This window comes from Rhodococcus sp. AC861, assembly GCF_979256035.1.
In genome coordinates this window covers 21,500-46,248 of sequence record NZ_CEEDMW010000003.1, presented here as the reverse complement: position 1 = coordinate 46,248, position 24,749 = coordinate 21,500, and the positions used below count along the sequence as shown (strand labels likewise).

21 protein-coding genes are annotated in these 24,749 nt (G+C 67.6%); 14 read left to right on the top strand and 7 right to left on the bottom strand.

Going from position 1 to position 24,749, the window contains the following annotated elements; genetic code table 11:
* Nucleotide 1: 1 nt before the first annotated feature.
* Nucleotides 2-1,114: a branched-chain amino acid aminotransferase gene (locus AC0IX4_RS09735; RefSeq protein ID WP_056075755.1), complete on the bottom strand. Its 1,113-nt coding sequence runs from the start codon at nt 1,112-1,114 to the stop codon at nt 2-4.
* Between the two features lie 33 nt (nt 1,115-1,147).
* A complete protein-coding gene (gcvT, locus tag AC0IX4_RS09730) occupies nt 1,148-2,245 on the bottom strand; it encodes a glycine cleavage system aminomethyltransferase GcvT (RefSeq protein ID WP_042575213.1) in 1,098 nt (365 codons plus the stop codon).
* A 92-nt stretch (nt 2,246-2,337) separates the two neighbouring features.
* On the opposite strand from gcvT, the gene AC0IX4_RS09725 reads away from it, so the two are divergent.
* A complete protein-coding gene (locus tag AC0IX4_RS09725; RefSeq protein ID WP_056075751.1) occupies nt 2,338-3,846 on the top strand; it encodes a leucyl aminopeptidase in 1,509 nt (502 codons plus the stop codon).
* 26 nt (nt 3,847-3,872) lie between these two features.
* Here the strand turns inward: AC0IX4_RS09725 and AC0IX4_RS09720 are convergent, their stop codons facing one another.
* Nucleotides 3,873-4,205, bottom strand: coding sequence for a hypothetical protein (locus tag AC0IX4_RS09720; RefSeq protein ID WP_042575256.1), 333 nt, complete (start codon nt 4,203-4,205; stop codon nt 3,873-3,875).
* 313 nt (nt 4,206-4,518) lie between these two features.
* On the opposite strand from AC0IX4_RS09720, the gene sucB reads away from it, so the two are divergent.
* The 5 genes from sucB to AC0IX4_RS09695 all read left to right on the top strand — a co-directional run bounded on the left by sucB (nt 4,519) and on the right by AC0IX4_RS09695 (nt 10,090).
* On the top strand, nt 4,519-6,375 hold the full coding sequence (gene sucB, locus AC0IX4_RS09715) for a 2-oxoglutarate dehydrogenase, E2 component, dihydrolipoamide succinyltransferase (protein ID WP_471828852.1): 1,857 nt from the start codon (nt 4,519-4,521) through the stop codon (nt 6,373-6,375).
* Between the two features lie 126 nt (nt 6,376-6,501).
* The gene (locus tag AC0IX4_RS09710; protein ID WP_471828851.1) at nt 6,502-7,389 is read left to right on the top strand and encodes a TIGR01777 family oxidoreductase; all 888 of its coding nucleotides are present in this window, start codon (nt 6,502-6,504) and stop codon (nt 7,387-7,389) included.
* Nucleotides 7,390-7,413: 24 nt separating this feature from the next.
* Entirely contained in the window at nt 7,414-8,169 is a 756-nt protein-coding gene (lipB, locus tag AC0IX4_RS09705) for a lipoyl(octanoyl) transferase LipB (protein ID WP_471828850.1), read from the top strand.
* Between the two features lie 32 nt (nt 8,170-8,201).
* On the top strand, nt 8,202-9,248 hold the full coding sequence (gene lipA / locus AC0IX4_RS09700; RefSeq protein ID WP_200933523.1) for a lipoyl synthase: 1,047 nt from the start codon (nt 8,202-8,204) through the stop codon (nt 9,246-9,248).
* An 86-nt stretch (nt 9,249-9,334) separates the two neighbouring features.
* The gene (locus AC0IX4_RS09695) at nt 9,335-10,090 is read left to right on the top strand and encodes a DUF4191 domain-containing protein (protein WP_042575257.1); all 756 of its coding nucleotides are present in this window, start codon (nt 9,335-9,337) and stop codon (nt 10,088-10,090) included.
* Here AC0IX4_RS09695 and AC0IX4_RS09690 read toward each other — a convergent pair.
* Nucleotides 10,087-10,560 (bottom strand): RDD family protein, encoded by a 474-nt coding sequence (locus AC0IX4_RS09690; RefSeq protein WP_042575219.1) that lies wholly within the window; start codon nt 10,558-10,560, stop codon nt 10,087-10,089. The genes AC0IX4_RS09695 and AC0IX4_RS09690 overlap by 4 nt on opposite strands.
* A 238-nt stretch (nt 10,561-10,798) precedes the next feature.
* On the opposite strand from AC0IX4_RS09690, the gene glnA reads away from it, so the two are divergent.
* From glnA to AC0IX4_RS09665, 5 genes are all read left to right on the top strand, one after another.
* Nucleotides 10,799-12,235 carry a type I glutamate--ammonia ligase gene (glnA, locus tag AC0IX4_RS09685; protein ID WP_042575220.1) on the top strand — a complete coding sequence of 479 codons (1,437 nt, stop codon included), beginning with the start codon at nt 10,799-10,801 and terminating at the stop codon, nt 12,233-12,235.
* Nucleotides 12,236-12,476: 241 nt separating this feature from the next.
* On the top strand, nt 12,477-13,127 hold the full coding sequence (locus AC0IX4_RS09680) for an ABC transporter permease (RefSeq protein ID WP_042575221.1): 651 nt from the start codon (nt 12,477-12,479) through the stop codon (nt 13,125-13,127).
* Nucleotides 13,120-14,310: an ABC transporter ATP-binding protein gene (locus AC0IX4_RS09675; RefSeq protein ID WP_471828849.1), complete on the top strand. Its 1,191-nt coding sequence runs from the start codon at nt 13,120-13,122 to the stop codon at nt 14,308-14,310. Before AC0IX4_RS09680 ends, AC0IX4_RS09675 begins: the two co-directional genes overlap by 8 nt.
* Entirely contained in the window at nt 14,307-15,119 is an 813-nt protein-coding gene (locus tag AC0IX4_RS09670) for an ABC transporter permease (protein ID WP_082518517.1), read from the top strand. Before AC0IX4_RS09675 ends, AC0IX4_RS09670 begins: the two co-directional genes overlap by 4 nt.
* The gene (locus tag AC0IX4_RS09665; protein ID WP_056075731.1) at nt 15,119-16,093 is read left to right on the top strand and encodes a glycine betaine ABC transporter substrate-binding protein; all 975 of its coding nucleotides are present in this window, start codon (nt 15,119-15,121) and stop codon (nt 16,091-16,093) included. Before AC0IX4_RS09670 ends, AC0IX4_RS09665 begins: the two co-directional genes overlap by 1 nt.
* Nucleotides 16,094-16,182: 89 nt before the next feature.
* Here the strand turns inward: AC0IX4_RS09665 and AC0IX4_RS09660 are convergent, their stop codons facing one another.
* The 3 genes from AC0IX4_RS09660 to AC0IX4_RS09650 form a co-directional block, all read right to left on the bottom strand.
* The gene (locus AC0IX4_RS09660; RefSeq protein ID WP_471828848.1) at nt 16,183-19,197 is read right to left on the bottom strand and encodes a bifunctional [glutamine synthetase] adenylyltransferase/[glutamine synthetase]-adenylyl-L-tyrosine phosphorylase; all 3,015 of its coding nucleotides are present in this window, start codon (nt 19,195-19,197) and stop codon (nt 16,183-16,185) included.
* 103 nt (nt 19,198-19,300) lie between these two features.
* Nucleotides 19,301-20,641: a glutamine synthetase family protein gene (locus tag AC0IX4_RS09655; protein WP_042575225.1), complete on the bottom strand. Its 1,341-nt coding sequence runs from the start codon at nt 20,639-20,641 to the stop codon at nt 19,301-19,303.
* Between the two features lie 103 nt (nt 20,642-20,744).
* Nucleotides 20,745-22,313 (bottom strand): alpha/beta hydrolase, encoded by a 1,569-nt coding sequence (locus AC0IX4_RS09650; RefSeq protein WP_471828847.1) that lies wholly within the window; start codon nt 22,311-22,313, stop codon nt 20,745-20,747.
* A gap of 153 nt (nt 22,314-22,466) precedes the next feature.
* Between AC0IX4_RS09650 and panB the strand changes: the two genes are divergently transcribed.
* From panB to pip, 3 genes are all read left to right on the top strand, one after another.
* Nucleotides 22,467-23,303, top strand: coding sequence for a 3-methyl-2-oxobutanoate hydroxymethyltransferase (gene panB, locus AC0IX4_RS09645; protein WP_056075720.1), 837 nt, complete (start codon nt 22,467-22,469; stop codon nt 23,301-23,303).
* Nucleotides 23,304-23,335: 32 nt separating this feature from the next.
* Nucleotides 23,336-23,755: a hypothetical protein gene (locus AC0IX4_RS09640; RefSeq protein WP_056075717.1), complete on the top strand. Its 420-nt coding sequence runs from the start codon at nt 23,336-23,338 to the stop codon at nt 23,753-23,755.
* A 69-nt stretch (nt 23,756-23,824) separates the two neighbouring features.
* Nucleotides 23,825-24,736 (top strand): prolyl aminopeptidase, encoded by a 912-nt coding sequence (gene pip / locus AC0IX4_RS09635; protein WP_471829280.1) that lies wholly within the window; start codon nt 23,825-23,827, stop codon nt 24,734-24,736.
* Nucleotides 24,737-24,749 lie beyond the last annotated feature (13 nt).

Sequence of the window (24,749 nt, the reverse complement as noted above, 5' to 3'; positions counted from 1 at the left end):
CTCAGGCGGTCGCGGGGCGCAGCGTGCTCATCCACCCGTGCGTATCGGCGAAGGTGCCACGCTGGATGCCGGTCAGGGTGTCGCGCAACGCCATCGTGACCTCGCCCGGCTCCCCGGTGCCGATGGTGAACACGCCGTCCGCGGACTTCACGCTGCCCACCGGGGTGATGACGGCGGCAGTGCCGCACGCGAACACCTCGGTGATCTCTCCCGACTCGGCCTTCTTCTGCCACTCGTCGGTGGAGATCTTGCGTTCCTCGACGGGGAAACCGGCGTCGGTCGCCAACGCCAACAACGAGTCCCGCGTGATGCCGGGCAGCAGCGACCCGGACAGCGACGGTGTCACCAGACGTGCGTCCGCGCCGGAGCCGAAGACGAAGAACAGGTTCATCCCGCCCATCTCCTCGACGTAGCGACGCTCCAGGGCGTCGAGCCACACCACCTGGTCGCAGCCTTGATCCGCCGCTTGAGCCTGCGCCAGAAGGGAAGCCGCGTAGTTGCCGGCGAACTTCGCGGCACCCGTTCCACCCGGCGCCGCGCGGACGTACTCGGTGGACAGCCACACGCTGACCGGCTTGACCCCGCGCGGGAAGTACGCGCCGGCCGGTGAGGCGATGAGCAGGTAGCGGTACGACGACGCGGGACGCACGCCCAGCCCGGCCTCGGTCGCGAACATGAAGGGCCGCAGGTACAGCGCGTCCTCGCCGCCCGCGACGGGCACCCACTCGTGGTCGACCTCGAGAAGCTGCTCGATCGACTCGCGGAAGACCTCGACCGGCAACTCGGGCATCGCGATCCGGGCGGCGGACGACTGCAGACGCTCGGCGTTCGCACCGGGGCGGAACGATGCGAGGCTGCCGTCGGGCTGACGGTAGACCTTGAGTCCCTCGAAGATTGCCTGCCCGTAGTGCAGCACCATCGCGGCCGGGTCCAACAGGAACGGCGCGTACGGCGTCACGACGGCGTCGTGCCAGCCGACGGCAGTGTCGTAGTCGATGGACACCATGTGGTCGGTGAAGTGCACACCGAAACCGGGAGCCGCCAGAATCTGCGCGCGCGCCTCATCGGTGACGGGCGCCGGATGCGTGACACGGGTGAACTCCAGACCACTCATGCGCAACATCCTAGGCCAGCCCTCCGACGTCGTTCACCGCACGTTCGGCTCCACGAACGGTGGCCTGACCACCTCGCACGCGAGGGCTCGACCACGCACGTCGACGTCGACCGAATCGCCGACGGCGACACCTGCCGACGTGTCGAGCAACGCCAGGGCGATCCCCACCTTGGTACTCGGAGAGAAGGTCCCCGACGTCGTGACACCGACGGTCTCGCCGGAGCGCAGGACCGACAGTTCCGGTCGCAGCACTCCACGTCCGACAGCGCGAAGCCCGACGAGGGTCCGGGGAGCGCCGGCCTCCTTCTGGGCGAGGAGGGCGTCGCGGCCGCGGAACGCCTCCTTCTTCCAGCCCACCGCCCATCCGCATCGAGCCTCCAGTGGCGTGATGTCCACCGAGAGTTCGTGTCCGTGCAGCGGGTAGCCCATCTCGGTGCGCAGAGTGTCGCGGGCACCCAGACCGGCCGGCTCGCCGCCGACGGCGCGCACGGCGGCGAGCAACGCGTCGAACAACGGGGTGGCGGTGTCCCACTGCGGGAGGAGTTCGTAGCCGTGCTCGCCCGTGTAGCCGGTGCGACACACGCGCACGGATCCGTGCTCGAAGTCGACGTCCTCGAACGCCATGTACTCCAACGAGGACGGCAGACCCACGGCGGCGAGCACCTCGGCCGACCGCGGACCCTGCACGGCGAAGACGCCGTACTCGCGGTGAGCGGATCGCACCGTGACGCCGTCGGGCGCTCCCGCGGCGAGAACCTCGACGACGGCAGCGGTATTGGCCGCGTTCGGCACCAGGAACACCTCGTCGTCGGAGACGAGGTAGGCGATCAGGTCGTCGACGACGCCCCCGGATTCGGTGCAGCACAGCGTGTACTGCGCCTGGCCGGGTCCGATGCGGTCGAGGGAATTGGTCAGCACCGAGTCGACGTACGCGGCGGCGCCCGGACCCGTCACGACGGCTTTGCCGAGGTGGCTCACGTCGAACAGCCCCGCGGTGGTGCGGGTGGAGGTGTGCTCGGACACCGTGCCGGCGTACGAGACCGGCATGGTCCACCCGCCGAACGGGGCGAACGTCGCGCCGAGAGCCACGTGCGTGTCGTGGATGGGTCCGTGCAGCAGTTCTTCGCTCATGGTGGGAACGCTAACGCAGAACACACCCGGCCTACGATCGTCGGAGCGCTCGATTCGCACGACAACCACAACGACATCAGGAGCCTTCACACGTGAGCAGTCAGCTGCAGCGCACACTCGGACCGGAACTCGTCCTCGCGGGAACCATCGACAAGTCCGTCGAGGTCGTGATCATCGGGCTGGAGAAGACCGACGGCGGCCCGCGGATCGTCGGCGACGACTTCCTCGGCGACGCCGCCGCGGAGGTCCTGACCGCCGTCACGGCGCTGGGAGCCACCGGCAAGGCCGACCAGATCACCCGGGTGCCCTCCCCCGCGTCACTGTCCGCCACCAGCGTTCTCGCCGTGGGTCTCGGATCCGCCGCCGACCGGACCGACGACACGGTGCGACGAGCTGCCGGTTCCGCGGCACGCGCGCTGACCGGTGTCGGCCACGTGGCGACGACACTGTCCCCCGCCGGACTCGGCGCCGTCGCCGAAGGGCTCTTCCTCGGCGCCTACCAGTTCAGCGAGTTCAAGCAGAAGTCCGCGCCGACCGACGACGCGACGCCGATCTCGCGCGTCGACCTGCTCGTCGGATCGCCCCGGGACAAGGCGCTCAAAGCCGAGCTCGCGCGGTCCACTGCCATCGCGGTGGCGGTCGCTACCGCCCGCGATCTGGTGAACACCCCGCCCAGCCACCTCTACCCCGCCGAGTTCGCCGAGCGCGCCCGCGTCCTGGGGACCGACGCCGGACTGACCGTCCAGGTGCTGGACGAGAGGGCACTCGAGCGCGGCGGTTACGGCGGCATCATCGGCGTCGGCAAGGGGTCGTCGCGTCCTCCCCGCCTGGTCCGGATGACCTACCTCGGCGGCAAGAAGAAGTCTCCGTCCGTCGCCCTGGTCGGCAAGGGAGTCACCTTCGACACCGGCGGCATCTCGATCAAGCCGGCGGCCGGCATGGAGAACATGACCTCCGACATGGCGGGTGCGGCAGCGGTCGTCGCGACGGTCGTCCTCGCCGCGACGTTGGAACTGCCCATCAACGTCACCGCGACGGTGCCGATGGCGGAGAACATGCCGTCCTCGACGGCGCAGCGGCCGGGAGACGTCCTGACCCAGTACGGCGGCACCACGGTCGAGGTCATCAACACCGACGCCGAGGGTCGACTCATCCTTGCCGACGCCATCGTCCGCGCCTGCGAGGACGAGCCGGACTACCTGATCGACACCGCCACGCTCACCGGCGCGCAGATGGTCGCTCTGGGTAACCGGACTCCCGGCGTCATGGGCACCGAGGCGTTCCGTGACCGAGTCGCCGCGATCTCTCAGCGGATCGGGGAGAACGGGTGGCCGATGCCGCTTCCCGCCGAACTGCGACCCGACCTCGACTCACGGGTCGCGGACCTGGCCAACGTCACCAACCACCGATGGGGCGGGATGCTCGCTGCCGGGCTGTACCTGAAAGAGTTCGTCGCCGAGAATGTGCAGTGGGCGCACATCGACGTGGCGGGTCCCGCGTTCAACACGGCCGGTCCCCACGGCTACACGACCAAGGGCGGCACCGGTGTCCCGGTCCGGACCATGATCTCCGTGCTCGAGGACATCGCCGAGAACGGCTGACAGCCCGACCTACGCGAGCAGGGGTGTCAGAGCCCCTGCTCGCGTTTGCGGATGATCTTCTGGCGGGCGTCGTGATCGCGCATGCGCTGCGGGTAGCCCGTCTTACGCACGTCGTAGACCGGGATCTTCAGGTCCTCGCCGAGTTTGCGTGCGCCCTTGTCCCCACCGACCGCCCGACGTGTCCATTCCCCGTCGTTCGCCACCAGAACCACCGTCACCGGAGTGACCGTCGTCTGCGGCTCGACATACGCCTCGACGCCGATTCGACTCGACGCCCAGTCCGCGAGATGCGAACGGTCGGTCGGTGACGCAGCGCCTCCCGAGCGGCGCGATCTCCTGAACCTGTCGAACAGTCCCACGTTCTCCTCCATCTGTCGTCGAGACCTACGCGATGCACGGTCGGTCCGCGAACACAAAGCACTCAATCCGATCCACCCCGACATCCCGGCGGCACGCCGACCCCGGCGGGCGCGAACCTCGCGCCGAAGTGACAGGATGTTCGGAGCATCGCGTGAACCATCTCACGGTGTGCGCCACTCATGAGAGGCACAACTCGCCTCGCAATCGCAGTGACGCGGCCACAATGGTGCACGCATCGCCTCCGGCTAGACCACGCCCGCTAGCGACCACGAGCCGCTACACCCGCACAACAATGTCGAGGAGTCAACAGAGATGACCTTCTCCGTCCAGATGCCAGCTCTCGGTGAAAGCGTCACCGAGGGAACTGTCACACGGTGGCTGAAACAGGAGGGGGACACGGTCGAAGTCGACGAACCCTTGCTCGAAGTCTCCACCGACAAGGTGGATACGGAGATCCCGTCACCGGCTGCGGGTGTCCTGACCAAGATCACCGCCCAGGAAGACGACACCGTCGAGATCGGCGGCGAGCTGGGCATCATCGGCGATGCCGGCGACGACTCCGGTAGCGACGACTCGGGAAGCGACACCGCCGCCGCCGACAGCGACGATGCAGGCAGCGACGACGAGGCCGACGCAGGCCCGTCCGACGCAGCCGAGCAGGCATCCGTCGAGGGCGAGAGCGAAGCGGAAGAGCCCGCATCCGGCTCCGACGACTCCTCCGATGCGAGCTCCGGCTCCGCCGAGGGCACGTCCGTCACGATGCCCGAGCTGGGCGAGTCCGTCACCGAGGGCACCGTCACCCGCTGGCTCAAGGCCGTCGGCGACGAGGTCGCCGTGGACGAGCCGCTCCTCGAGGTCTCCACCGACAAGGTCGACACCGAGATCCCGTCTCCCGTCGCCGGCACCCTGCTCGAGATCAGCGCCGAGGAGGACGACACGGTCGAGGTCGGTGGACAGCTCGCCGTCATCGGTTCCGGCGCGCCCGCGAAGAAGGAATCGGCTCCCGCTCCCGAGCCCGAGAAGAAGCCCGAACCGGAGAAGAAGCCGGAACCCAAGGCAGAAGCAAAGCCTGCGGACGAGCCCGCGAAGCAGGCCGATCCCGAGCCCGCCGGCGAGGTCTACACGCCGGAGCCGAAGTCGGAATCGAAGTCGGAGAATTCCTCGAAGTCCGAGTCCGAGGCGCCTGCGGGTGACTCGAACGCGAGCGGTTCCAGCCCGTACGTCACTCCCCTGGTGCGCAAGCTCGCCACGGAGAACGACGTCGATCTGAACTCCGTCAAGGGCACGGGCGTCGGTGGACGCATCCGCAAGCAGGACGTCCTCGCCGCAGCCGAGGCGAAGAAGGCCCCGGCGAAGCAGGAGTCCGCTCCCGCTGCCGCGCCGGCCGCCGCATCGTCCACGCCGTCCACCCCGTCCACCGCGGGTGTGCGTCCGGAACTGGCGCACCTGCGCGGATCGACGCAGAAGATCAACCGCATCCGTCAGATCACGGCCAAGAAGACCCGCGAGTCGCTGCAGTCCTCCGCGCAGCTCACGCAGGTGTTCGAGGTCGACATGACCAAGGTCGCGGCTCTGCGCACCAGAGCCAAGGCCACCTTCAAGGAGCGCGAGGGCGTCAACCTGACGTTCCTGCCGTTCTTCGCGAAGGCCGTCGTCGAGGCGCTCAAGGTCCACCCCAACGTGAACGCGAGCATCGACGAGGCGAAGAAGGAGATCACCTACTACGACGCCGAGCACCTGGGCATCGCGGTGGACACGGAGCAGGGCCTCCTCTCCCCCGTCATCCACAACGCCGGTGACCTGTCGCTGGCTGGTATCGCTCGTGCGATCGCCGACATCGCCTCGCGTGCACGCTCGAACGGCCTCAAGCCGGACGAGCTGTCGGGTGGAACGTTCACCATCACCAACATCGGCAGCCAGGGCGCGTTGTTCGACACCCCGATCCTGGTTCCGCCGCAGGCAGCCATGCTCGGTACCGGTGCGATCGTCAAGCGCCCCGTCGTCGTCACCGACGCCTCGGGCAGCGAGTCGATCGGTGTCCGCTCCATGGCGTACCTGCCGCTGACGTACGACCACCGCCTGGTCGACGGTGCGGATGCCGGACGTTTCCTCACCACCATCAAGCACCGCTTGGAGGAGGGCGCGTTCGAGGCTGATCTCGGCCTCTGACGGTTCTTCGGTAATCTCGGAAGTCCCCGACGGTTCGCATCGGCGAACTGTCGTCACGACGGGGGCACTTCGCGCACGGACAGTGCGTGAGGTGCCCCCGTCGCCGTCGAAGGAGGCTCATAGATCGTGCGCGTCGTCATCGCAGGTTCGTCAGGACTCATCGGCACGTCGCTCGTCGCCGCGCTCCGCAGCGCAGGCCACGACGTCTTCCGCCTCGTGCGGCGCACCCCCGCAGGACCCGACGAGATCGGGTGGGACCCGGCGAACGGGAAACTGGAATCGACCGCCCTCGACGGCGCCGACGCGGTGGTCAATCTGTGCGGCGTCGGTATCGGCGACAAGCGCTGGAGCGGCGCGTACAAGCAGGCCGTCCGGGACAGCCGGATCGCGCCCACCGAGTTGCTGGCCCGCGCCGTCGTCGACGCCGGCGTGCCGGCGCTGATCAATGCCAGCGGCATCAACTTCTACGGCGACACCGGCGACACGGTGGTCGACGAGACCTCACCGGTGGGCGAAGGCTTCCTCGCCGAGGTCTGTCGCGACTGGGAGGACGCCACCTCGTACGCCTCCGATCACGGCGTGCGCGTAGTCCTGTTGCGCAGCGCGGCAGTGCTGTCCCGGCACGGCGGCATGATGGGCAAGCTCCGCCCGCTCTACACCTTCGGTCTCGGCGGACGCCTCGGAAGTGGCCGCCAGTACTTCCCGTGGATCTCGTTGACGGACGAGGTGCACGCCATCGTCTTCACCATCGAGAACTCCGACATCAGCGGACCGGTGAACCTGCAGGGCCCGGCGCCGGTGACCAACGCACAGTTCAACAGTGCGATGGGCCGTGCGGTTCATCGACCGGCGCCGTGGATGGTGCCGGGCTTCGCCATCTCCGCGATCATCGGCGAGTTCGCGAACGAGGCGATCCTGAGCAATCCGCGAGCTATCCCCGCGGTGCTCGAGAAGAACGGTTTCGAGTTCGAGCACAAGACGATCGGTGAAGCCCTCGCCGATACCGTCGGCTAGTCGGGTCGGCGTAATCTCGGGCTCATGAACACCCGCTCAGCACGGTTGTCGACCGATTCCCTGCAGGTCCGGCGCCTCGGCTCCGTCGACTACCTCGAGGCGCTGGAGATCCAGCGTGCTGTGGCAGCTCGACGCGCCGAGGGCGTCGGAGACGACGAGTTGTTGCTGCTCGAACACCCGGCCGTCTTCACGGCCGGTCGGCGCACGTCACCGGAGGACCGACCCACCGACGGCACGCCGGTCATCGACGTCGATCGCGGCGGCAAGATCACCTGGCACGGCCCCGGCCAGCTGGTGGGTTACCCGATCGTCCGCCTCGCGGAGCCCGTCGACGTGGTCCGGTACGTGCGGTTGATCGAGCAGGCCCTCATCGCGGTCTGCACCGACATGGGTCTGACGGTCGGCCGTATCGACGGGCGCTCCGGCGTGTGGCTCGCCGCCGGGGACGTCCGAGGCCGATGGCAGCCCGAACGCAAGGTCGCCGCCATCGGTGTCCGCGTCCAGCGCGGAGTCGCGCTGCACGGATTCTCCCTGAACTGCAACGCCTCGCTGGCAGGCTTCGGAACCATCGTGCCGTGCGGTATCGCCGACGCCGGCGTGACGACGCTGTCCGACGAACTGGACCGGGACGTGACCGTCGACGAGGTCGTTCCGGCCGTCACGCGCGCCGTCGTCGACGCACTCGACGGGCGGATGCCCCTCACGGTGCACGACGTCGACCGAGTGCCCGCGCCGTCGGCGTCTCGGCCCACGTTCACGACCGTCACGCTCGGCCCCTAGCACTCGCGAGTGGCCGTCGTCTCGGGAGTAGCATCGGTGCGGTGACCGTCGCACCCGAGAACACACCTGCTCACGCTCCGAACGGGCGCAAACTTCTCCGCCTCGAGATCCGAAACGCGGAGACCCCGATCGAACGCAAACCGTCATGGATCAAGACCCGCGCGAAGATGGGCCCCGAGTACACAGAACTCAAGAGCCTGGTCAAACGCGAGGGACTCCACACGGTCTGCGAAGAGGCCGGATGTCCCAACATCTACGAATGCTGGGAAGACCGCGAAGCCACGTTCCTCATCGGCGGGGAGCAGTGCACGCGCCGCTGCGACTTCTGCCAGATCGACACCGGGAAGCCGGCCGATCTGGACCGCGACGAGCCGCGTCGTGTCGCCGAGTCGGTGCAGGCCATGGGCCTGCGCTACTCCACGATCACCGGCGTCGCCCGCGACGACCTCGAGGACGGCGGAGCCTGGCTCTACGCCGAGACGGTCCGTGAGATCAAGCGCCTCAACCCCAACACGGGCGTCGAGCTGCTGATCCCCGACTTCAACGCCGACCCCGACCAGCTCGCCGAGGTCTTCTCCTCGCGTCCCGAGGTGCTCGCGCACAACGTCGAGACGGTCCCGCGCATCTTCAAGCGCATCCGCCCGGCGTTCCGGTACCAGCGCAGCCTCGACGTCATCACCGCGGCGCGCGACGCCGGGTTGGTCACCAAGTCGAACCTCATCCTCGGTATGGGCGAGACGTACGACGAGGTCACGCAGGCGATGCAGGATCTGCACGACGCCGGCTGCGACATCCTCACCATCACCCAGTACCTGCGCCCGTCTCCCCGGCACCATCCGGTGGACCGGTGGGCCAAGCCGGAGGAGTTCGTCGAGCACTCCAAGGCAGCCGAGGCCATGGGCTACGCCGGTGTCCTCGCGGGTCCCCTGGTTCGCTCGTCGTACCGCGCCGGCCGCCTGTACGCGCAGGCGATGGCGCACCACGGCCGCGAGATCTCCGAGAACATGTCGCACCTCGAGCACGGCGGAGAGGCATCGCAGGAAGCCAGCTCGTTGATGGCTCGCCTCGCTCCTCGCTGACCTGATCGCCGCACGGCCCGCCATCACGACCGACCACGGTCCACCAGATGGCGGGCCGTGTCGCGTCTGGGCCTATCCTGGGTGGCATGGCGAACGGCAAGGGAACAGGTAAGGGCGGTGCCGCTTCCAAGGAGGCGAAGGCCGCTGCGAAAGCGGCACGGAAGCAGGCGTCCAAGGAGCGGCGCGCTCAGCTGTGGCAGGCGTTCCAGATGCAGCGCAAGGAGGACAAGCTCCTCCTCCCGCTGATGATCGGCTCCGTCGTGGGAATGACCGTGCTGTTCTTCCTCATCGGCCTGATCTTCGGCATCGAGTGGTTGCTGCTGCCCTTCGGTCTGCTGATCGGCGTTCTGATCGCCTTCGTGATCTTCGGTCGTCGCGTGCAGAAGTCGGTGTACGGCAAGGCCGAGGGCCAGGCCGGCGCGGCCGCCTGGGCGCTGGACAACCTGCAGGGCGGGTGGCGAGTGAAGACCGCCATCGCCGGCACGACGCAGCTCGACGCCGTACACCGCGTCATCGGCCGCCCCGGCGTCATCCTGGTCGCCGAGGGTGCGCCCCAGCGAGTCAAATCCCTTCTCGCACAGGAGAAGAAGAAGACCGCGCGCCTCGTCGGTGACACCCCGATCTACGACATCGTCGTCGGCAACGACGAGGGCCAGGTGCCGCTGTCCCAGCTGCAGAAGTTCCTCAACAAGCTTCCGAAGAACATCGACAGCAAGCGCATGGAGACCATCGAGTCACGGTTGGCCGCTCTCGGAACACGCGGCGGACCCGCGCTGCCCAAGGGACCCATCCCCGGCGGCGCGAAGATGAAGGGCATGCAGCGCACCATCAAGCGTCGCTAACGCGAGCGGAGCAGGGCCGTTCCGGTCGCGCGGTCGTGCATGCCACGACTGTCGATGTCGGTGACCACGGCCGGAACCACCACGGCGATCAGTACCTGACGCACCAGGGCGCGGACGAAGCCGACGCGCCCGGGTGCGTCGATACGCGCGACCTGAAGGCCCATGCACAACTGGCCGGGCGTGAACGAGAACAGGCTCACCGACACCAGGCCGAGCAGGAACCAGACGCCCAGGGTCACCGTCGACAGGTAACCGCCTTCGAGGCCGCCGCCGAGGAACAGGGCGGACACGCCCATCGACATCAACCAGTCGATGGCCAACGCCGCGACCCGGCGCGGGGTCGGCGCCAGCGAACCGGGCCCCGCCTTCGGGAGTCCGAGGTATTCACCCTGGTAGGCCTGCTTGTCGTGGTCACCGTCCGGCAGCGCGGCCGTGGGGCCCGAGAGCCAGGATCCGGTCATCCGTGCCATGAAGGATCTCCATACGCGTGAAAGTCTGTACCCATTCCTCCAGGATAGGTGGCGTCCCGTGACGAGGGGATTCTCCACCGGTCACCAGCTGCGACGACGGGACGCGTAACACCGACGAAACACGAACGCGACGGTGAGGCAACACCGCTTCCCTACCGTCGGCGGGGCGCCGCTGCCGCACTCGACCGTCGTTCCCAGAGAAGTCGCGGACCAGCACACGACAAGAAGGAGTTCAAGCGTGGATTTCACCACGGCCGAAGAGGTCATCAAGTACATCGCGGACGAGAACATCGAGTACGTCGACATCCGCTTCACCGATCTCCCGGGTATCCAGCAGCACTTCTCGATCGCGGCGAAGGCGTTCACAAAGGACACCCTCGAAGACGGTCTGGCATTCGACGGTTCGTCCGTGCGCGGCTTCCAGTCGATCCACGAGTCGGACATGATGCTGCTGCCCGACTACGGCACCGCTCAGGTCGACCCGTTCCGCCACGCCAAGACGCTGAACATGGACTTTTTCGTCCACGATCCGTACACGCGTGAGTCCTACAGCCGCGATCCCCGCAACGTCGCCCGCAAGGCCGAGGAGTACTTGGCCAGCACCGGCATCGCCGACACCGCGTTCTTCGGCCCCGAGGCCGAGTTCTACATCTTCGACTCGGTCCGCTACGACTCGCAGATGAACGGCGCGTTCTACGAGCTCGACTCGAGCTCCGGCGCCTGGAACACCGGCGCCGAGACCGAGGCCGACGGCTCGCCGAACCTCGGCTACAAGGTCCGCCCCAAGGGTGGCTACTTCCCCGTCGCGCCGTACGACCACTACGTCGACATCCGCGACGCCATCTCCACCAACCTGCAGAACGCGGGCTTCGAGCTCGAGCGTGGACACCACGAGGTCGGCACCGGCGGCCAGCAGGAGATCAACTATAAGTTCAACACCATGCTGCGCGCGGCCGACGACCTGCAGCTGTTCAAGTACATCGTCAAGAACACCTGCTGGCAGCACGGCAAGTCCGCCACCTTCATGCCGAAGCCGCTCTTCGGTGACAACGGCTCGGGCATGCACGTGCACCAGTCGCTGTGGAAGGACGGCAAGCCGCTCTTCTACGACGAGAAGGGCTACGCGGGTCTGTCGGACCTCGCACGTCACTACATCGGCGGCATCCTGCACCACGCGCCGTCGCTGCTGGCGTTCACGAACCCGACCATCAACTCGTACCACCGCCTGGTGCCGGGCTACGAGGCGCCCATCAACCTGGTGTACTCGGGCCGTAACCGTTCCGCCGCCGTCCGTATCCCCACCACGGGCAACAACCCGAAGGCCAAGCGCCTCGAGTTCCGCGCACCCGACGCGTCCGGTAACCCGTACCTGTCGTTCGCCGCGCAGATGATGGCCGGCCTGGACGGCATCAAGAACAAGATCGAGCCGCTCGCTCCCGTCGACAAGGACCTCTACGAGCTCCCGCCGGAGGAAGCGAAGAACATCCCGCAGGCACCTACCTCGCTGCCTGCCGTGATCGACCGACTCGAGGCCGACCACGAGTACCTCACCGCCGGTGGCGTCTTCACCACCGACCTGATCGAGACCTGGATCTCGCTCAAGCGTGAGAACGAGATCGCGCCCGTGAACCTGCGTCCGCACCCGTACGAGTTCCAGCTGTACTACGACTGCTGAGTCTCGCTCCAGCGCACTCGAGCCCGCTCCGGACCATGTCCGAGGCGGGCTCGAGTCGTTCGTGGGCGCTTCGTCGAACACGAACAGAGAACGAAAAGTCCGAAACCTGGATTGAACTCCACGTTTTCGGGGTAGACACGGTTGTCCGCTGTGTTCCGGGTGACGATCCACCCGGCCGCCGGACGTCGTGGCACCACCACAGTCGCGTCTTTCCTGTTGCCGAACGAAGGATCTGCACCTGATGGATGCTCTGTGGGACTTCATCGTCGGCCGCCGAAGGCAGCTCGCGATCGATTCCTATCTTCACGTCTCCGCCGTCGTCCAGTGTGTCGTCATCGCGACGATCCTGGGTGTGGCCATCGGAATTCTCGTCTACCGCAGTCCCGCCGGCTCCGCCGTCGCCACCGCTCTCGCGAGCACGGTGCTCACCATCCCGTCGTTCGCACTGTTGGGACTGCTGATTCCCATTCTCGGCCTCGGCGTCAAGCCCACTGTCACCGCACTGGTGCTCTACTCGCTGCTCCCGATCATCCGGAACACGGTGGTCGGACTCGACGCGGTGAATCCGGCGGTCAGCGACGCCGCACGAGGTATCGGCATGAGCCGAGCCACCGTGTTGCGGCGCATCGAGATTCCGCTCGCGTGGCCGTCGATCCTCACCGGCATGCGTGTCAGCACGCAGATGGCGATGGGCATTCTCGCCATCGCGGCGTACGCCAAAGGCCCTGGCCTCGGCAACCTTCTGTTCTCCGGACTTGCGCGCGTCGGCAGTCCTACCGCAGTTCCCCAGGCCCTCACCGGCACCGTTCTGATCGTCATCCTGGCGTTGATCCTCGACGGGATCTTCGTCCTGATCGGCAAACTGACCACCTCGAGGGGTATCCGTGACTGACACGACTCGCACCACCACCGGAGCAGAGATCGTCCTCGAGGACGTGACCAAGTCCTATCCCAACCAGAAGGCCGCGGCCGTCGACCATGTGTCGCTGACCATTCCGGCCGGCGAGGTCGTCGTGCTGGTCGGCCCGTCGGGCTGCGGCAAGACGACCACGATGCGGATGATCAACCGCCTCATCGAGCCCACGTCGGGCCGCATCACGATCGGCGGCAAGGACGCTCTGTCGATCGACCCGAACGAGTTGCGGCGCACCATCGGCTACTCGATCCAGCAGGCCGGCCTCTTCCCGCACATGACGATCGCGCAGAACGTCGGCATGGTTCCCGGCCTCATCGGCTGGAACAAGAAGAAGATCTCCGACCGCACCGACGAGATGCTCGATCTGGTCGGACTCGATCCCGGCCAGTACCGGGACCGGTACCCGCGCCAGCTCTCCGGCGGCCAGCAGCAACGTGTCGGTGTCGCTCGCGCTCTGGCGGCCGATCCCCCGGTCCTGTTGATGGACGAGCCTTTCGGCGCCGTCGACCCGATCACCCGCGGTCTGCTGCAGGACGAATTGATGCGTCTGCAGTCGGAACTGGGCAAGACCATCGTCTTCGTCACCCACGACTTCGACGAGGCGGTCAAGCTCGGTGACCGTATCGCCGTCCTGGGCAATCAGTCCCGCATCCTGCAGTACGACACCCCGGAAGCGGTGTTGGCCAACCCGGCCGACGAGACCGTCGCCGGCTTCGTCGGCGCCGGTGCCGCTCTCAAGCAGCTGACCCTGATGCGTGTCCGCGACATCGAACTGAGCGACGTTCCCGCCTTCGGCGAGGACGAGCCGGTCGAGACGATGAACCGGGCGCTCGGGAACGACCCGGAGGCATGGGGTCTGATCCTCGACGCTCGCAAGCGCCCCATCCGGTGGACCGACCGTCGCCACCTCACCGGCGTCGGCAGCCTTCGCGATGTCGGCGTGCCCATGGGTGAGTTGGTCTCGACCCAGTCGACGCTGCAGGACGCGCTCGAAGCGCTTCTCGCCGAGGGCAATGCGACCGCGACGGTCACCGGCAGCAAGGGTGAATACGTCGGAACCATCACCATCGAGGCGCTGATCGACACGATCAAGACCATCCGGTCACAGCACGCGCACGACCACGACGACGTACCGGCGACGTCGGGCGCGTCATCGTGACGGCGTCGGTCGAGGCGTCGGTCGTCGACGATCCCGCCGATGCCGAGGGCGATGCGAAGTCCGCGGCGAGGGCAGCACGGCGGGCAGAACGGATCCGTCTGTTCGTCCAGCCCGCACTGGTTCTCCTACTGGTGGTCATCGTGCTGGGGTACGCACTCACCCGCGATCTGACCGCGACACAGGCCGCCACGGTCAACGTTTCCACGATCACCCAGCGTGTACTCGAACACGTCCTGATCACGTTCGTCGTGACGGCTCTGGTCGTTCTCATCGCCGTGCCCCTGGGAATCCTGCTCACCCGCAACGGGTATCGACGTCTGGCGCCGGTGTTCATCGGCATCGCGAACATCGGCCAGGCCGCACCCGCCGTCGGTCTGCTGGTGCTGTTGTTCCTCGCAACCGGCACCACCGGCTTCTGGATCGGCGTCCTGCCTATCGCGTTCTACTCACTGCTCCCCGTGCTGCGGAACACGATGCTCGGGTTCCAGGAGGTGGAGGCGAGCTACATCGATGCCGCTCGCGGACAGGGCATGTCGAGTTGGGGCATCCTGTGGCGCATCGAATTCCCCCTCGCTGTTCCCTACATCCTCGCCGGGTTGCGCACGTCGCTCGTCCTGGCTGTCGGCACCGCGACGCTGAGCTTCCTGGTGGGAGCCGGCGGCCTCGGTGTCCTCATCGACACCGGATACAAGCTCAATCAGCCGCTCATCCTGGTCGTCGGCGCCGTGCTCGCCGTCGCGCTGGCACTTCTCGTGGACTGGCTGGGTGCTCTCGCCGAGGCCTTCCTCGGACCGAAAGGACTGCGCTGATGCGCCGTACCCTGATCGCGCTCTGCGCGGTGTCGACACTCGCGCTGACCAGCTGCGGACTGCAGTCGGGAAGCGCCGTGCCGCTTGCCGTGGAACCCGGGAGCATCACCGAACAGCCCGGGCTCGAGGGCGTCGAACTGACCGTCGGGTCCAAGGACTTCACGGAGCAGATCGTCCTCGGCTACATTCTCGAGTTCGCGCTCGAAGCCGCCGGGGCCGATGTTCGCGACCTCACCAACATCTCGGGGTCCAACAGCACCCGTCAGGCCATGATCAGCGGCCAGGTCGATGTCGCCTACGAGTACACCGGCACCGGCTGGATCAACTACCTCGGCAACGAGACTCCGATTCCCGACGCGACCGAACAGTACGAGGCAGTGCGCGATGCGGACAAGGAGAACGGCATCGTCTGGGTCAACCCGGCGCCGATGGACAACACGTACGCACTCGCGATGAACCAGCAGACGGCGGAGGAGACCGGCGTGAAGACGCTGTCCGACTACGCGGCACTGGTGCAGCGTGATCCGGCAGCGGCGGCAGTCTGTGTCGAGACGGAGTTCAACTCACGCCAGGACGGCTTCCCCGGCATGGCGGCCGCCTACGGCTTCGACGCGAACGCCGTGAACCGTCAGATTCTGCAGACGGGCATCATCTACCAGGCCACGGCCGACGGTTCGCAGTGCAAGTTCGGCGAGGTGTTCACCACGGACGGTCGCATCAAGGGTCTCGACCTGGTGGTCGTCGAGGACGACAAGCTGTTCTTCCCTCGGTACAACGCGACGGTCAATCTTCGTCAGGAGATCGCCGACCGCTACCCGGAGATCGCCGAGATCACCGCACCCGTGTCCGCAGCCCTGACCATCGACGCCATCACGGAACTGAACAAGCAGGTGGACGTCGACGGTCGCGAGCCCGCCGAGGTCGCCCGCGACTGGATGGTGCAGCAAGGCTTCGTCACCGCCGGCGCCGACTAGTCGCCTGCACTACCCGATCTGCACAGAAAACGACCCCGCACGGCACATCCGGCCGTGCGGGGTCGTTCTCTGTGCAGAACCAGTACGAGTCAGGACCCGAACGCCCGCTCGACCACGGCCTTCGCCCGACGGGTCACGCGCAGGTAGTTGTCGAGGAACTCCCCCGCATCTCCGCTGGGCCATCCGGCCACCTGGGCCACCGCGGCGAGCACCTTGCCCGGAGCCGGAAGCTGATCGGTGGGCTTGCCGCGCACCAGAACCAGAGCATTACGCGCCTTGGTCGCGGTGAGCCATGCCTGCCGCAGCAGATCCACGTCGCCGGGACTCATGAGCTCGGCGGCACCGATGGCGTCGAGGCATTCCAGCGTCGACGTGTTGTGCAGCGCCGGGATGCGATGCGCGTGCCGCAGCTGCAGCAGCTGCACCGTCCATTCGACGTCGGCGAGGCCTCCGCGACCGAGCTTGGTGTGAGTCTTGGGATCGGCGCCCTTGGGGAGTCGTTCGGCGTCGACCCGCGCCTTGATGCGTCGGATCTCGCGGACGGCTTCCTCGGACACACCGCCCGCGGGATAGCGGATGGCGTCGGCCATGAGGAGGAAGCGGACACCCAACTCCTGGTCGCCAGCCACCTGGTGCGCGCGCAGGAGCGCCTGCACCTCCCACGGCTGCGCCCACTGCGAGTAGTAGGCGTCGTAGGCCGAGAGTGTGCGGACGACGGGCCCGTTGCGTCCCTCGGGCCGCAGACCGGTGTCCACCTCGAGCGGCGGGTCCTGGCTGGGTGATCCGAGCAGTTTGCGAACGCGATCGGCGATCGTGTTGGCCCACTTGACCGCGTCGCTGTCCTCGGCGCCCTCGACCGGGTCGCAGACGAACAGCACGTCGGCGTCGGAGCCGTATCCCAGCTCTCCACCGCCGAGACGACCCATGCCGATGACGGCGATCGTCGCCGGTGCCGGACCGCCGCGCTCCACGACGGACGCGCGAACGGCCGCGTCCAACGCTGCGTTGATGACGGCCGCCCACACGGACGACAGCGCACGACAGACCTCGGGCACGTCGAGCAGACCCAGGATGTCCGCCGAGGCGACTCGCGCGAGTTCGTAGCGACGCAGTGACCGGGCCGCCCCGACCGCGCGTACCGGATCCTCGTAGCGCGCCGAGGATTTGAGGATCGCGCCGTAGGTCTCGGCCGGATCGACGTCGAGAAGCTTGGGGCCCTTGGACCCGTCGGCGAACAGCCGGATGACCTCGGGAGCGTTCATCAGGACGCCGCGCAGGTACTCCGACGATCCGAGAACCTGCATGAGCCGCTGAGCGACGGGGCCCTCGTCGCGGACCAGGCGCAGGAACCACGACTGCTCGGCGACTTCCTCCGACAGACGTCGGTACGCCAACAGACCGGCGTCGGGATCCGGTGTGTCGCCCAACCATTCGAGCAGCGTCGGCAACAGCAGGGACTGGATCCGGCCCTTGCGCGCACCCATGCCGACCAGGGCTCCGAGGTGCCCGAGAGCATTCTGCGGCGCCGAGTAGCCCAGTGCGGAGAGCTGACGCATCGCGGCGTCGGAGCTGAGGCGCAGCGAATCGCTGTCCAGACGCGCGACCGACTCCAGCAGCGGGCGGTAGAACAGCCGCGCGTGCAATCGTCGGATGCGTTGGGCGTTGCGCCGGATCTCCGCTCGCAGAACGCCGGTGGCATCGTTGTTGCCGTCGGACCGCATGTGCGCGGCGCGAGCGAGCCATCGCAGGGCCTCGTCGTCGTCGTCGGGCGGCAACAGGTGCGTTCGTTGGAGTTTCTGCAACTGCAACCGGTGCTCGATCAGGCGCAGGAACTCGTACGACGCGGTGAGGTTGGCCGCGTCGTCACGGCCCACGTATCCCCCGGCAGCCAGCGCCGACAGGGCGGCCACCGTTCCGCGGACGTGCAGCGACTCGTCGGTGCGACCGTGCACCAACTGCAGGAGCTGAACGGCGAACTCGACGTCGCGCAGGCTGCCGCGGCCCAGTTTGATCTCACGCTCGCGGAGTTCGGCGGGAACCATCTCCTCGACGCGGCGACGCATCGCCTGCACCTCGGGAACGAAGCTCTCGCGCTCGCTGGCGACCCACACCATCGGGGTGACGGCGTCGACGTAGGACGCGCCGAGATCGGCGTCACCCGTCATCGCACGTGCCTTGAGAAGCGCCTGGAATTCCCACGTCTTGGCCCACCGCTGGTAGTACGCCAGGTGCGAGTCGAGGGTGCGGACCAGTTCACCCTGCTTGCCCTCGGGACGCAGGGCGGCATCGACCTCGAAGAACGCGGAGGACCCGATGCGCATCATCTCCCCCGCCATGCGGGTGGCGAGCGAGTTGGCGGGTTCGGCGACGAAGACCACGTCGACGTCGCTGACGTAGTTCAGTTCCTGCGCACCGCATTTGCCCATCGCGATGACCGCGAGGCGCACCGAGCACGGCGCGTCGGGGAACGTGACGGTGACGGCCACGGACAGTGCCGCGGTGAGGGCGGCGTCGGCGAGGTCGGAGAGGTGCCGACCGACCACCTCGTAGGGCACGACCGGTTCGTTCTCCACGGTGGCGGCCAGATCGGCGGCGGCGAGGAGCATCAGCTGATCGCGGTACGCGGTGCGCAGCGCGATGATGGCCTTGGGTCCGGTGAGCTCCGCGCGGTAGAGATCGGGTGCGGCACAGTCCCCCGTCTCCGGCGTCGCGCCGACACTGTCGAGCAACGCGGTACGGAGGTCGTCGAACGTGGGAAGCGAGTCGGTGTAGGTGGTGAGGATCTGCCACTTGTCCGGCTCCGACACCAGGTGGTCGCCGAGTGCGCTGGAGGACCCCGCGAGAGCGAAGAGTCGACCCCGCAGACTGCGGTCGGTGCGCAGACGCGCGTCGAGGCTGGACCACGTCTCACCCTGCTCGTCGGCCAGGCGAGCGAGGGTCTTCAAGGCGAGGTCGGCGTCGGGCGCACGCGAGAGAGACCAGAGGAGTTCCGTGCTGTCCTCGTCGGTCCATCCCAGACGGGACAGGTTGGCCGGTGCCGATTTCTCAACCAGACCGAGCCGGCCGGGACTCGGAACCGTGGGCCGAGCGCTGGGCGGGATCACGCGGTGCTTTCCGACATAGTCATGACGTGTCGACGTTACAGGGCGAAGACATTGCGACCACAGTCCGTGTAAGCCCGGCCCGTGCAAGCACGGCCCCCTGCGACTACAGACCCAGGTACGCCTTGAGTTCGAACGGGGTCACGTGGGAGCGGTACGACTCCCACTCACGACGCTTGTTGCGCAGGAAGTAGTCGAAGACGTGCTCGCCCAGAGCCTCGGCCACCAGCTCCGACCCCTCCATCGCCGCGAGGGCCTCGTTGAGACTGGTGGGAAGCTCCTTGTAGCCCATCGCGCGACGCTCGGCAGGCGTCAGCGACCACACGTCCTCCTCCGCCTCGGGCGGCAACGTGTAGCCCTTCTCGATGCCGCGTAGGCCGGCGGCGAGCAGGACGGCGAACGTGAGATACGGGTTGCAAGCGGAGTCGGGAGAGCGGATCTCCACACGGCGTGACGACGCCTTGTTGGGCGTGTACATCGGCACACGGATCAGAGCGGAACGGTTGGACGGTCCCCACGAGGCCGCCGTGGGTGCCTCGCCGCCGTGGATGAGTCGCTTGTACGAGTTGACCCACTGGTTGGTGACGGCGCTGATCTCGTTGGCGTGCTCGAGGATGCCGGCGATGAACGCTTTACCGGTGTCGGAGAGCTGCATCGGGTCGTCGGGGTTGTGGAAGGCGTTGGTCTCGCCCTCGAACAGCGACATGTGCGTGTGCATGGCCGAGCCGGCCTGGTCGCTGAACGGCTTCGGCATGAACGTCGCGCGGACGCCCTCGTCGATCGCGACCTCCTTCACGACGTAGCGGAAGGTCATGACGTTGTCGGCCATGGACAGGGCGTCGGCGTACCGCAGGTCGATCTCCTGCTGGCCGGGCGCCGCCTCGTGGTGGCTGAACTCGACGGAGATACCCATCGACTCGAGTGCGTCGATGGCGTGGCGTCGGAAGTTGGGGGCGGCGTCGTGCACGGCCTGGTCGAAGTAGCCGCCGTTGTCGGCGGGCGTCGGCGGGCGCCCGTCCTCCGGAAGCTCGCTGCACAGGAAGAATTCGATCTCGGGGTGGACGTAGCAGCTGAAGCCCAGGTCACCGGCCTTGGAGAGCTGACGACGCAGCACGTGGCGCGAGTCGGCCCAGGAAGGCGACCCGTCGGGCATCGCGATGTCGCAGAACATGCGCGCGGAGTGCTGCTCACCCTTGCTGGTGGTCCACGGCAGGATCTGGAACGTGGTGGGATCCGGCTTCGCGACGGTGTCCGCCTCGGAGACGCGCGAGAACCCTTCGATCGCCGATCCGTCGAAGCCGATACCTTCTTCGAACGCACCCTCGAGTTCCGCCGGCGCGATGGCCACGGACTTGAGGTAGCCGAGGACGTCCGTGAACCACAGACGGACGAATCGGATGTCGCGCTCCTCGAGAGTGCGAAGCACGAATTCCTTTTGGCGATCCATGACCGTCAGGCTAGGCACGTTGCATTAAATCCGTGTTACATCGTGAAATCGGTCGCACTCCTTTGACCTCACAGTCACCGGGCGTCGACTGTGAGGTCCGCCGTCAACACCGAAGACCTGCAGGTGGAGGTGTCAGGTCGACGAGGTACCGGCTGACGGCATCGTCCACGCAGGGCACTCCGGCGAAGGACGCCGTGTGCTGATTTCCCTCGTAGGTGATCAGCGAGGACTTCAGTTGTGCCGCCAGTGCGACACCGGCCTCGTACGGGGTGGCGGGATCGTCCGTCGTCGAGACGACGACCGTCGGGACCAGTCCCGGTACCGACACCGGGCCCGGATCCGCCTGCGACGGAACGGGCCAGAATGCGCAGGGCTCGAGTGCGGCCGTGCCGTTGCCTCGGCCGTCGTCGAGGAATGGCGCGGCAGCCCGGAAGCGTGCGTCCAGCGAGCCCTCCTCCGCACGGTCGGTCACACGGGGGTCGTCGACGCATCGCACCGCCGTGAACGCGTCGTTGGTGTTGCTGTACGTGCCGTCGCTGAGCCGGCCGTTGTAGAGGTCCGCGAGCGAGAGCAGGATGTCGCCGCGCCCGGCGGCGAGTTGTGTGAGCCCGCGGCGCAGGGGACCCCACAGCTCGGTGCTGTAGAGCGCCTGCTGCACACCGGTGATCGCATCCTCGTAGCCGAGCTGTCTCTCGCCGTCGCTCCCGGTGAGTTCGGTGCCCACGGGGGACGTCACGACGGGATCGACGAGGGCACGGAACGCCCGCACCGCAGCGGCCGGATCGGTACCCAGCGGACAGTCCGACCGCCGCGCACAGTCGGCGGCGAACGCGTCGAACACCGACTGGAAACCGGCGCCCTGGGCCACCACCTCGTCGGCTGCGTTCGCCGCCGGATCGAGAGCGCCGTCGAGCACCATCGCTCTGACGTTCTGCGGGAACAACTCGGCGTAGGTGTACCCGAGTCGGGTGCCGTACGAGAACCCGAGATACGTCAACCTCGCGTCGCCCAGAGCGGCGCGGATGACGTCCATGTCCCGAGCCACGTCGGCGGACGTCATGTGCGCCAACAACTCCGGATCGTTACGATCGGCGCACCGTGTCGCGTAGTCCTGGTTCTCGCGTTCGGTCTCGGCGATTCCGGCGGGCGAGGTATCCACATCGAGATCCGAACGCTCGGCGTCGAACTCCGCAGGCGTGTCGCACCGCACGGCCGGGGTGGACGCCCCGATACCGCGGGGGTCGAACCCGACGACGTCGAAGGACGACGCCACGTCGGTGCCCTGCGCCACGCCGGCCGTCGACAAGCCCGATGCCCCGGGGCCGCCCGGGTTCACCAGCATCGAGCCGATCCGCTCCCCCGTCGCCGCCGACCGGGACAGCGCCAGCGACGCGGTGGGACCCGCGGGGTCGTCGTAGTCGAGGGGCACCGTGACGCGGCCGCACTCGAGAGAGGAATCGAGCTCGGAGCCGTCGGTGGAGAACCCGTCGCAGGAACCCCACTCGATCCGCTGCGCCCGGAATTCATCGAGGGTTCGCGGCTGCCCGTCGCGGTCCTGAGTCGTCGGCGCCGACGACCCGCTCGGCGCCGTGGGGACGCCGTCCACATCGGCGCCGCAGGCAGCCGACACCAGGGCGAGGATCGACAGGGTCAGAACGAGGCGACGGGTCACCACTCGATGGTGGCACGACCACCGGATACGGCCTCCCGTGAACTGTGACCAAGACCACGCACACTGTCTGCCCCGGTCGGTGGCAGACTCGTCTACGTCATCACCTCAACCCGGGGACCCGCACGGCGGGCCTCGAGGACGAAAGGGACACCAATGTCTGCTGCGGAAACCACTCTCTACGGTGCTGCGCCCACCGGTCGTAAGACCCGCACCCATCACCTCCAGGCCATGAAGGCCTCGGGTGATCGCTGGGCGATGCTCACGGCGTACGACTACTCGAGCGCGCGCATCTTCGAGGAGGCCGGAATTCCCGTCCTGCTGGTCGGCGACTCCGCGGCCAACGTCGTGTACGGCTACGACACCACGGTCCATGTCGGCATCGACGAGCTCATTCCTCTCGTACGCGGTGTGGTTCGCGGCGCGCCGAACGCGCTGGTCGTCGCCGACCTCCCCTTCGGCACCTACGAGGTCTCGCCCCAGCAGGCCGTCGAGACCGCGATCCGCTTCATGCGCGAGGGCCAGGCCAACGCGGTCAAGCTCGAAGGCGGCGAGCGTGTCGCCCCGCAGATCGCCGCGATCACCGCCGCCGGCATCCCGGTCATGGCCCACATCGGCTTCACCCCGCAGAGCGTCAACGGCCTCGGCGGCTTCCGCGTGCAGGGCCGCGGCGACGCGTCCGAGCAGCTCGTCGCCGACGCCATCGCAGTCCAGGAAGCCGGCGCCTTCGCCGTCGTCATGGAGATGGTGCCCGCCGACCTCGCCGGTCAGGTCACCCGCAAGCTGTCCATCCCCACCGTCGGAATCGGCGCCGGGCCGGAGTGCGACGCCCAGGTGCTCGTCTGGCAGGACATGGCGGGAATGACCAGCGGCCGCACCGCGAAGTTCGTCAAGCGGTTCGGCGACATCGGCGATCAGCTCCGGTCGGCAGCGTCCACCTACGCGGCCGAGGTGCGGTCCGGCACCTTCCCCGCGCAGGAACACAGCTTCTGACGCCGGTCCGGGCAGCTGGCACACTCTTGGCCATGGCAACGATGCGAACTCCACTCACCGCTGCGTGTGCCCTGGCAGCAGCCGGCCTGACCCTGGCGGCCTGCAGCAGCGGCGGCACCACCACGACCACGACGACGACCCCCTCTGCGGAGACGACGGCATCGTCGGCAGCCCCCTCGGCTCCGACGGTGTCCGACGATCAGGCGCAGTCACTGTGCACCGATCTCGAGGCGCAGCTGTCCAACTGGCGTGTCCAGGGCCCGACGGTGGGCCGCGGTGGACTGAACATCCTGGTCCAGACGTGGGCGGCGCGCTACGGGTTGAACGCTGCCGTCGTCCAGAATCGCGCGATCGTCGACACAGCGACCACGGACTCCTGCTCCGACGTGCGCACACAGGTCATCGACATCCTCGACATCCCGGACATGGCGTCCGGACTCGTCGGGCTGTAGACCGTGCACCTCCCGGCACCGGACACCCTGCGCACCCTGTATCCGGCACTCGACGCCCACGACACCGGCATGCTCGACGTCGGTGACGGGCAGAGCCTCCACTGGGAAGTCAGCGGCAACCCGGACGGCAAGCCCGTCGTGTTCGTGCACGGCGGCCCCGGCGGCGGAACCAACGCCGATCAGCGACGGTACTTCGACCCGGCCGCGTACCTGATCGTGCTGTTCGACCAGCGTGGCTGCGGAAAGTCCACACCCCACGTGGCCGACGGCGCGGATCTCTCCGTCAACACCACCGGCCACTCCATCGCCGACATGGAAGCTCTCCGCGAGCACCTCGGCATCGACACGTGGGTCGTCTTCGGCGGATCGTGGGGCTCCACACTGTCGCTCGCGTACGCCCAGGCACACCCGGTGCGCGTGACGGCGCTGGTGCTGCGCGGCATCTTCCTCCTGCGGGAGAAGGAGATCGACTGGTACTACCGAGGCGGAGCCGGGCACCTCTTCCCCGAGCTGTGGGAGAAGTTCCTCGCGCCGATTCCCGCCGCGGAACGCGACGCCGATCCGGTCGAGGTCTATCACCGGCTGCTGCACTCGAGCGACCCCGACGTCGCCCTCGACGCGGCCGTCGCGTGGTCCACGTGGGAGGGCGCCACCAGCACACTGTTGCCCAAACCCGAACGCGTGCAGGAAACCTCGGAGGCTCGGTTCGCACTCGCGTTCTCCCGCATCGAGAATCACTACTTCGTCCACCACGGATTTCTCGACGAGAACCAGGTGCTCCGCGACATGACTCTGATCTCCGACATCCCGGGGGTAATCGTCCAGGGCCGCTACGACGTGGTGTGTCCGGCCACGAGCGCCTGGGATCTGCACCGGGCTTGGCCGTCGTCCACGCTGCACATCGTCGACGACGCGGGGCATTCGGCGTCCGAACCGGGGATCGTGCACCACCTCGTCGAAGCGACCGACTCGCTGCGCTGAGCCGATCGTTCAT

Excerpts from the sequence above, each read along its gene's own strand:
- gcvT (WP_042575213.1), bottom strand. The coding sequence starts at position 2,245 with ATGAGCGAAGAACTGCTGCACGGACCCATCCACGACACGCACGTGGCT.
- AC0IX4_RS09690 (WP_042575219.1), bottom strand. The coding sequence starts at position 10,560 with ATGGCACGGATGACCGGATCCTGGCTCTCGGGCCCCACGGCCGCGCTG.
- sucB (WP_471828852.1), top strand. The coding sequence starts at position 4,519 with ATGACCTTCTCCGTCCAGATGCCAGCTCTCGGTGAAAGCGTCACCGAG.
- lipB (WP_471828850.1), top strand. The coding sequence starts at position 7,414 with ATGAACACCCGCTCAGCACGGTTGTCGACCGATTCCCTGCAGGTCCGG.
- AC0IX4_RS09640 (WP_056075717.1), top strand. The coding sequence starts at position 23,336 with ATGGCAACGATGCGAACTCCACTCACCGCTGCGTGTGCCCTGGCAGCA.
- AC0IX4_RS09680 (WP_042575221.1), top strand. The coding sequence starts at position 12,477 with ATGGATGCTCTGTGGGACTTCATCGTCGGCCGCCGAAGGCAGCTCGCG.
- AC0IX4_RS09665 (WP_056075731.1), top strand. The coding sequence starts at position 15,119 with ATGCGCCGTACCCTGATCGCGCTCTGCGCGGTGTCGACACTCGCGCTG.
- pip (WP_471829280.1), top strand. The coding sequence starts at position 23,825 with ATGCTCGACGTCGGTGACGGGCAGAGCCTCCACTGGGAAGTCAGCGGC.
- AC0IX4_RS09695 (WP_042575257.1), top strand. The coding sequence starts at position 9,335 with ATGGCGAACGGCAAGGGAACAGGTAAGGGCGGTGCCGCTTCCAAGGAG.
- AC0IX4_RS09655 (WP_042575225.1), bottom strand. The coding sequence starts at position 20,641 with ATGGATCGCCAAAAGGAATTCGTGCTTCGCACTCTCGAGGAGCGCGAC.
- AC0IX4_RS09735 (WP_056075755.1), bottom strand. The coding sequence starts at position 1,114 with ATGAGTGGTCTGGAGTTCACCCGTGTCACGCATCCGGCGCCCGTCACC.
- panB (WP_056075720.1), top strand. The coding sequence starts at position 22,467 with ATGTCTGCTGCGGAAACCACTCTCTACGGTGCTGCGCCCACCGGTCGT.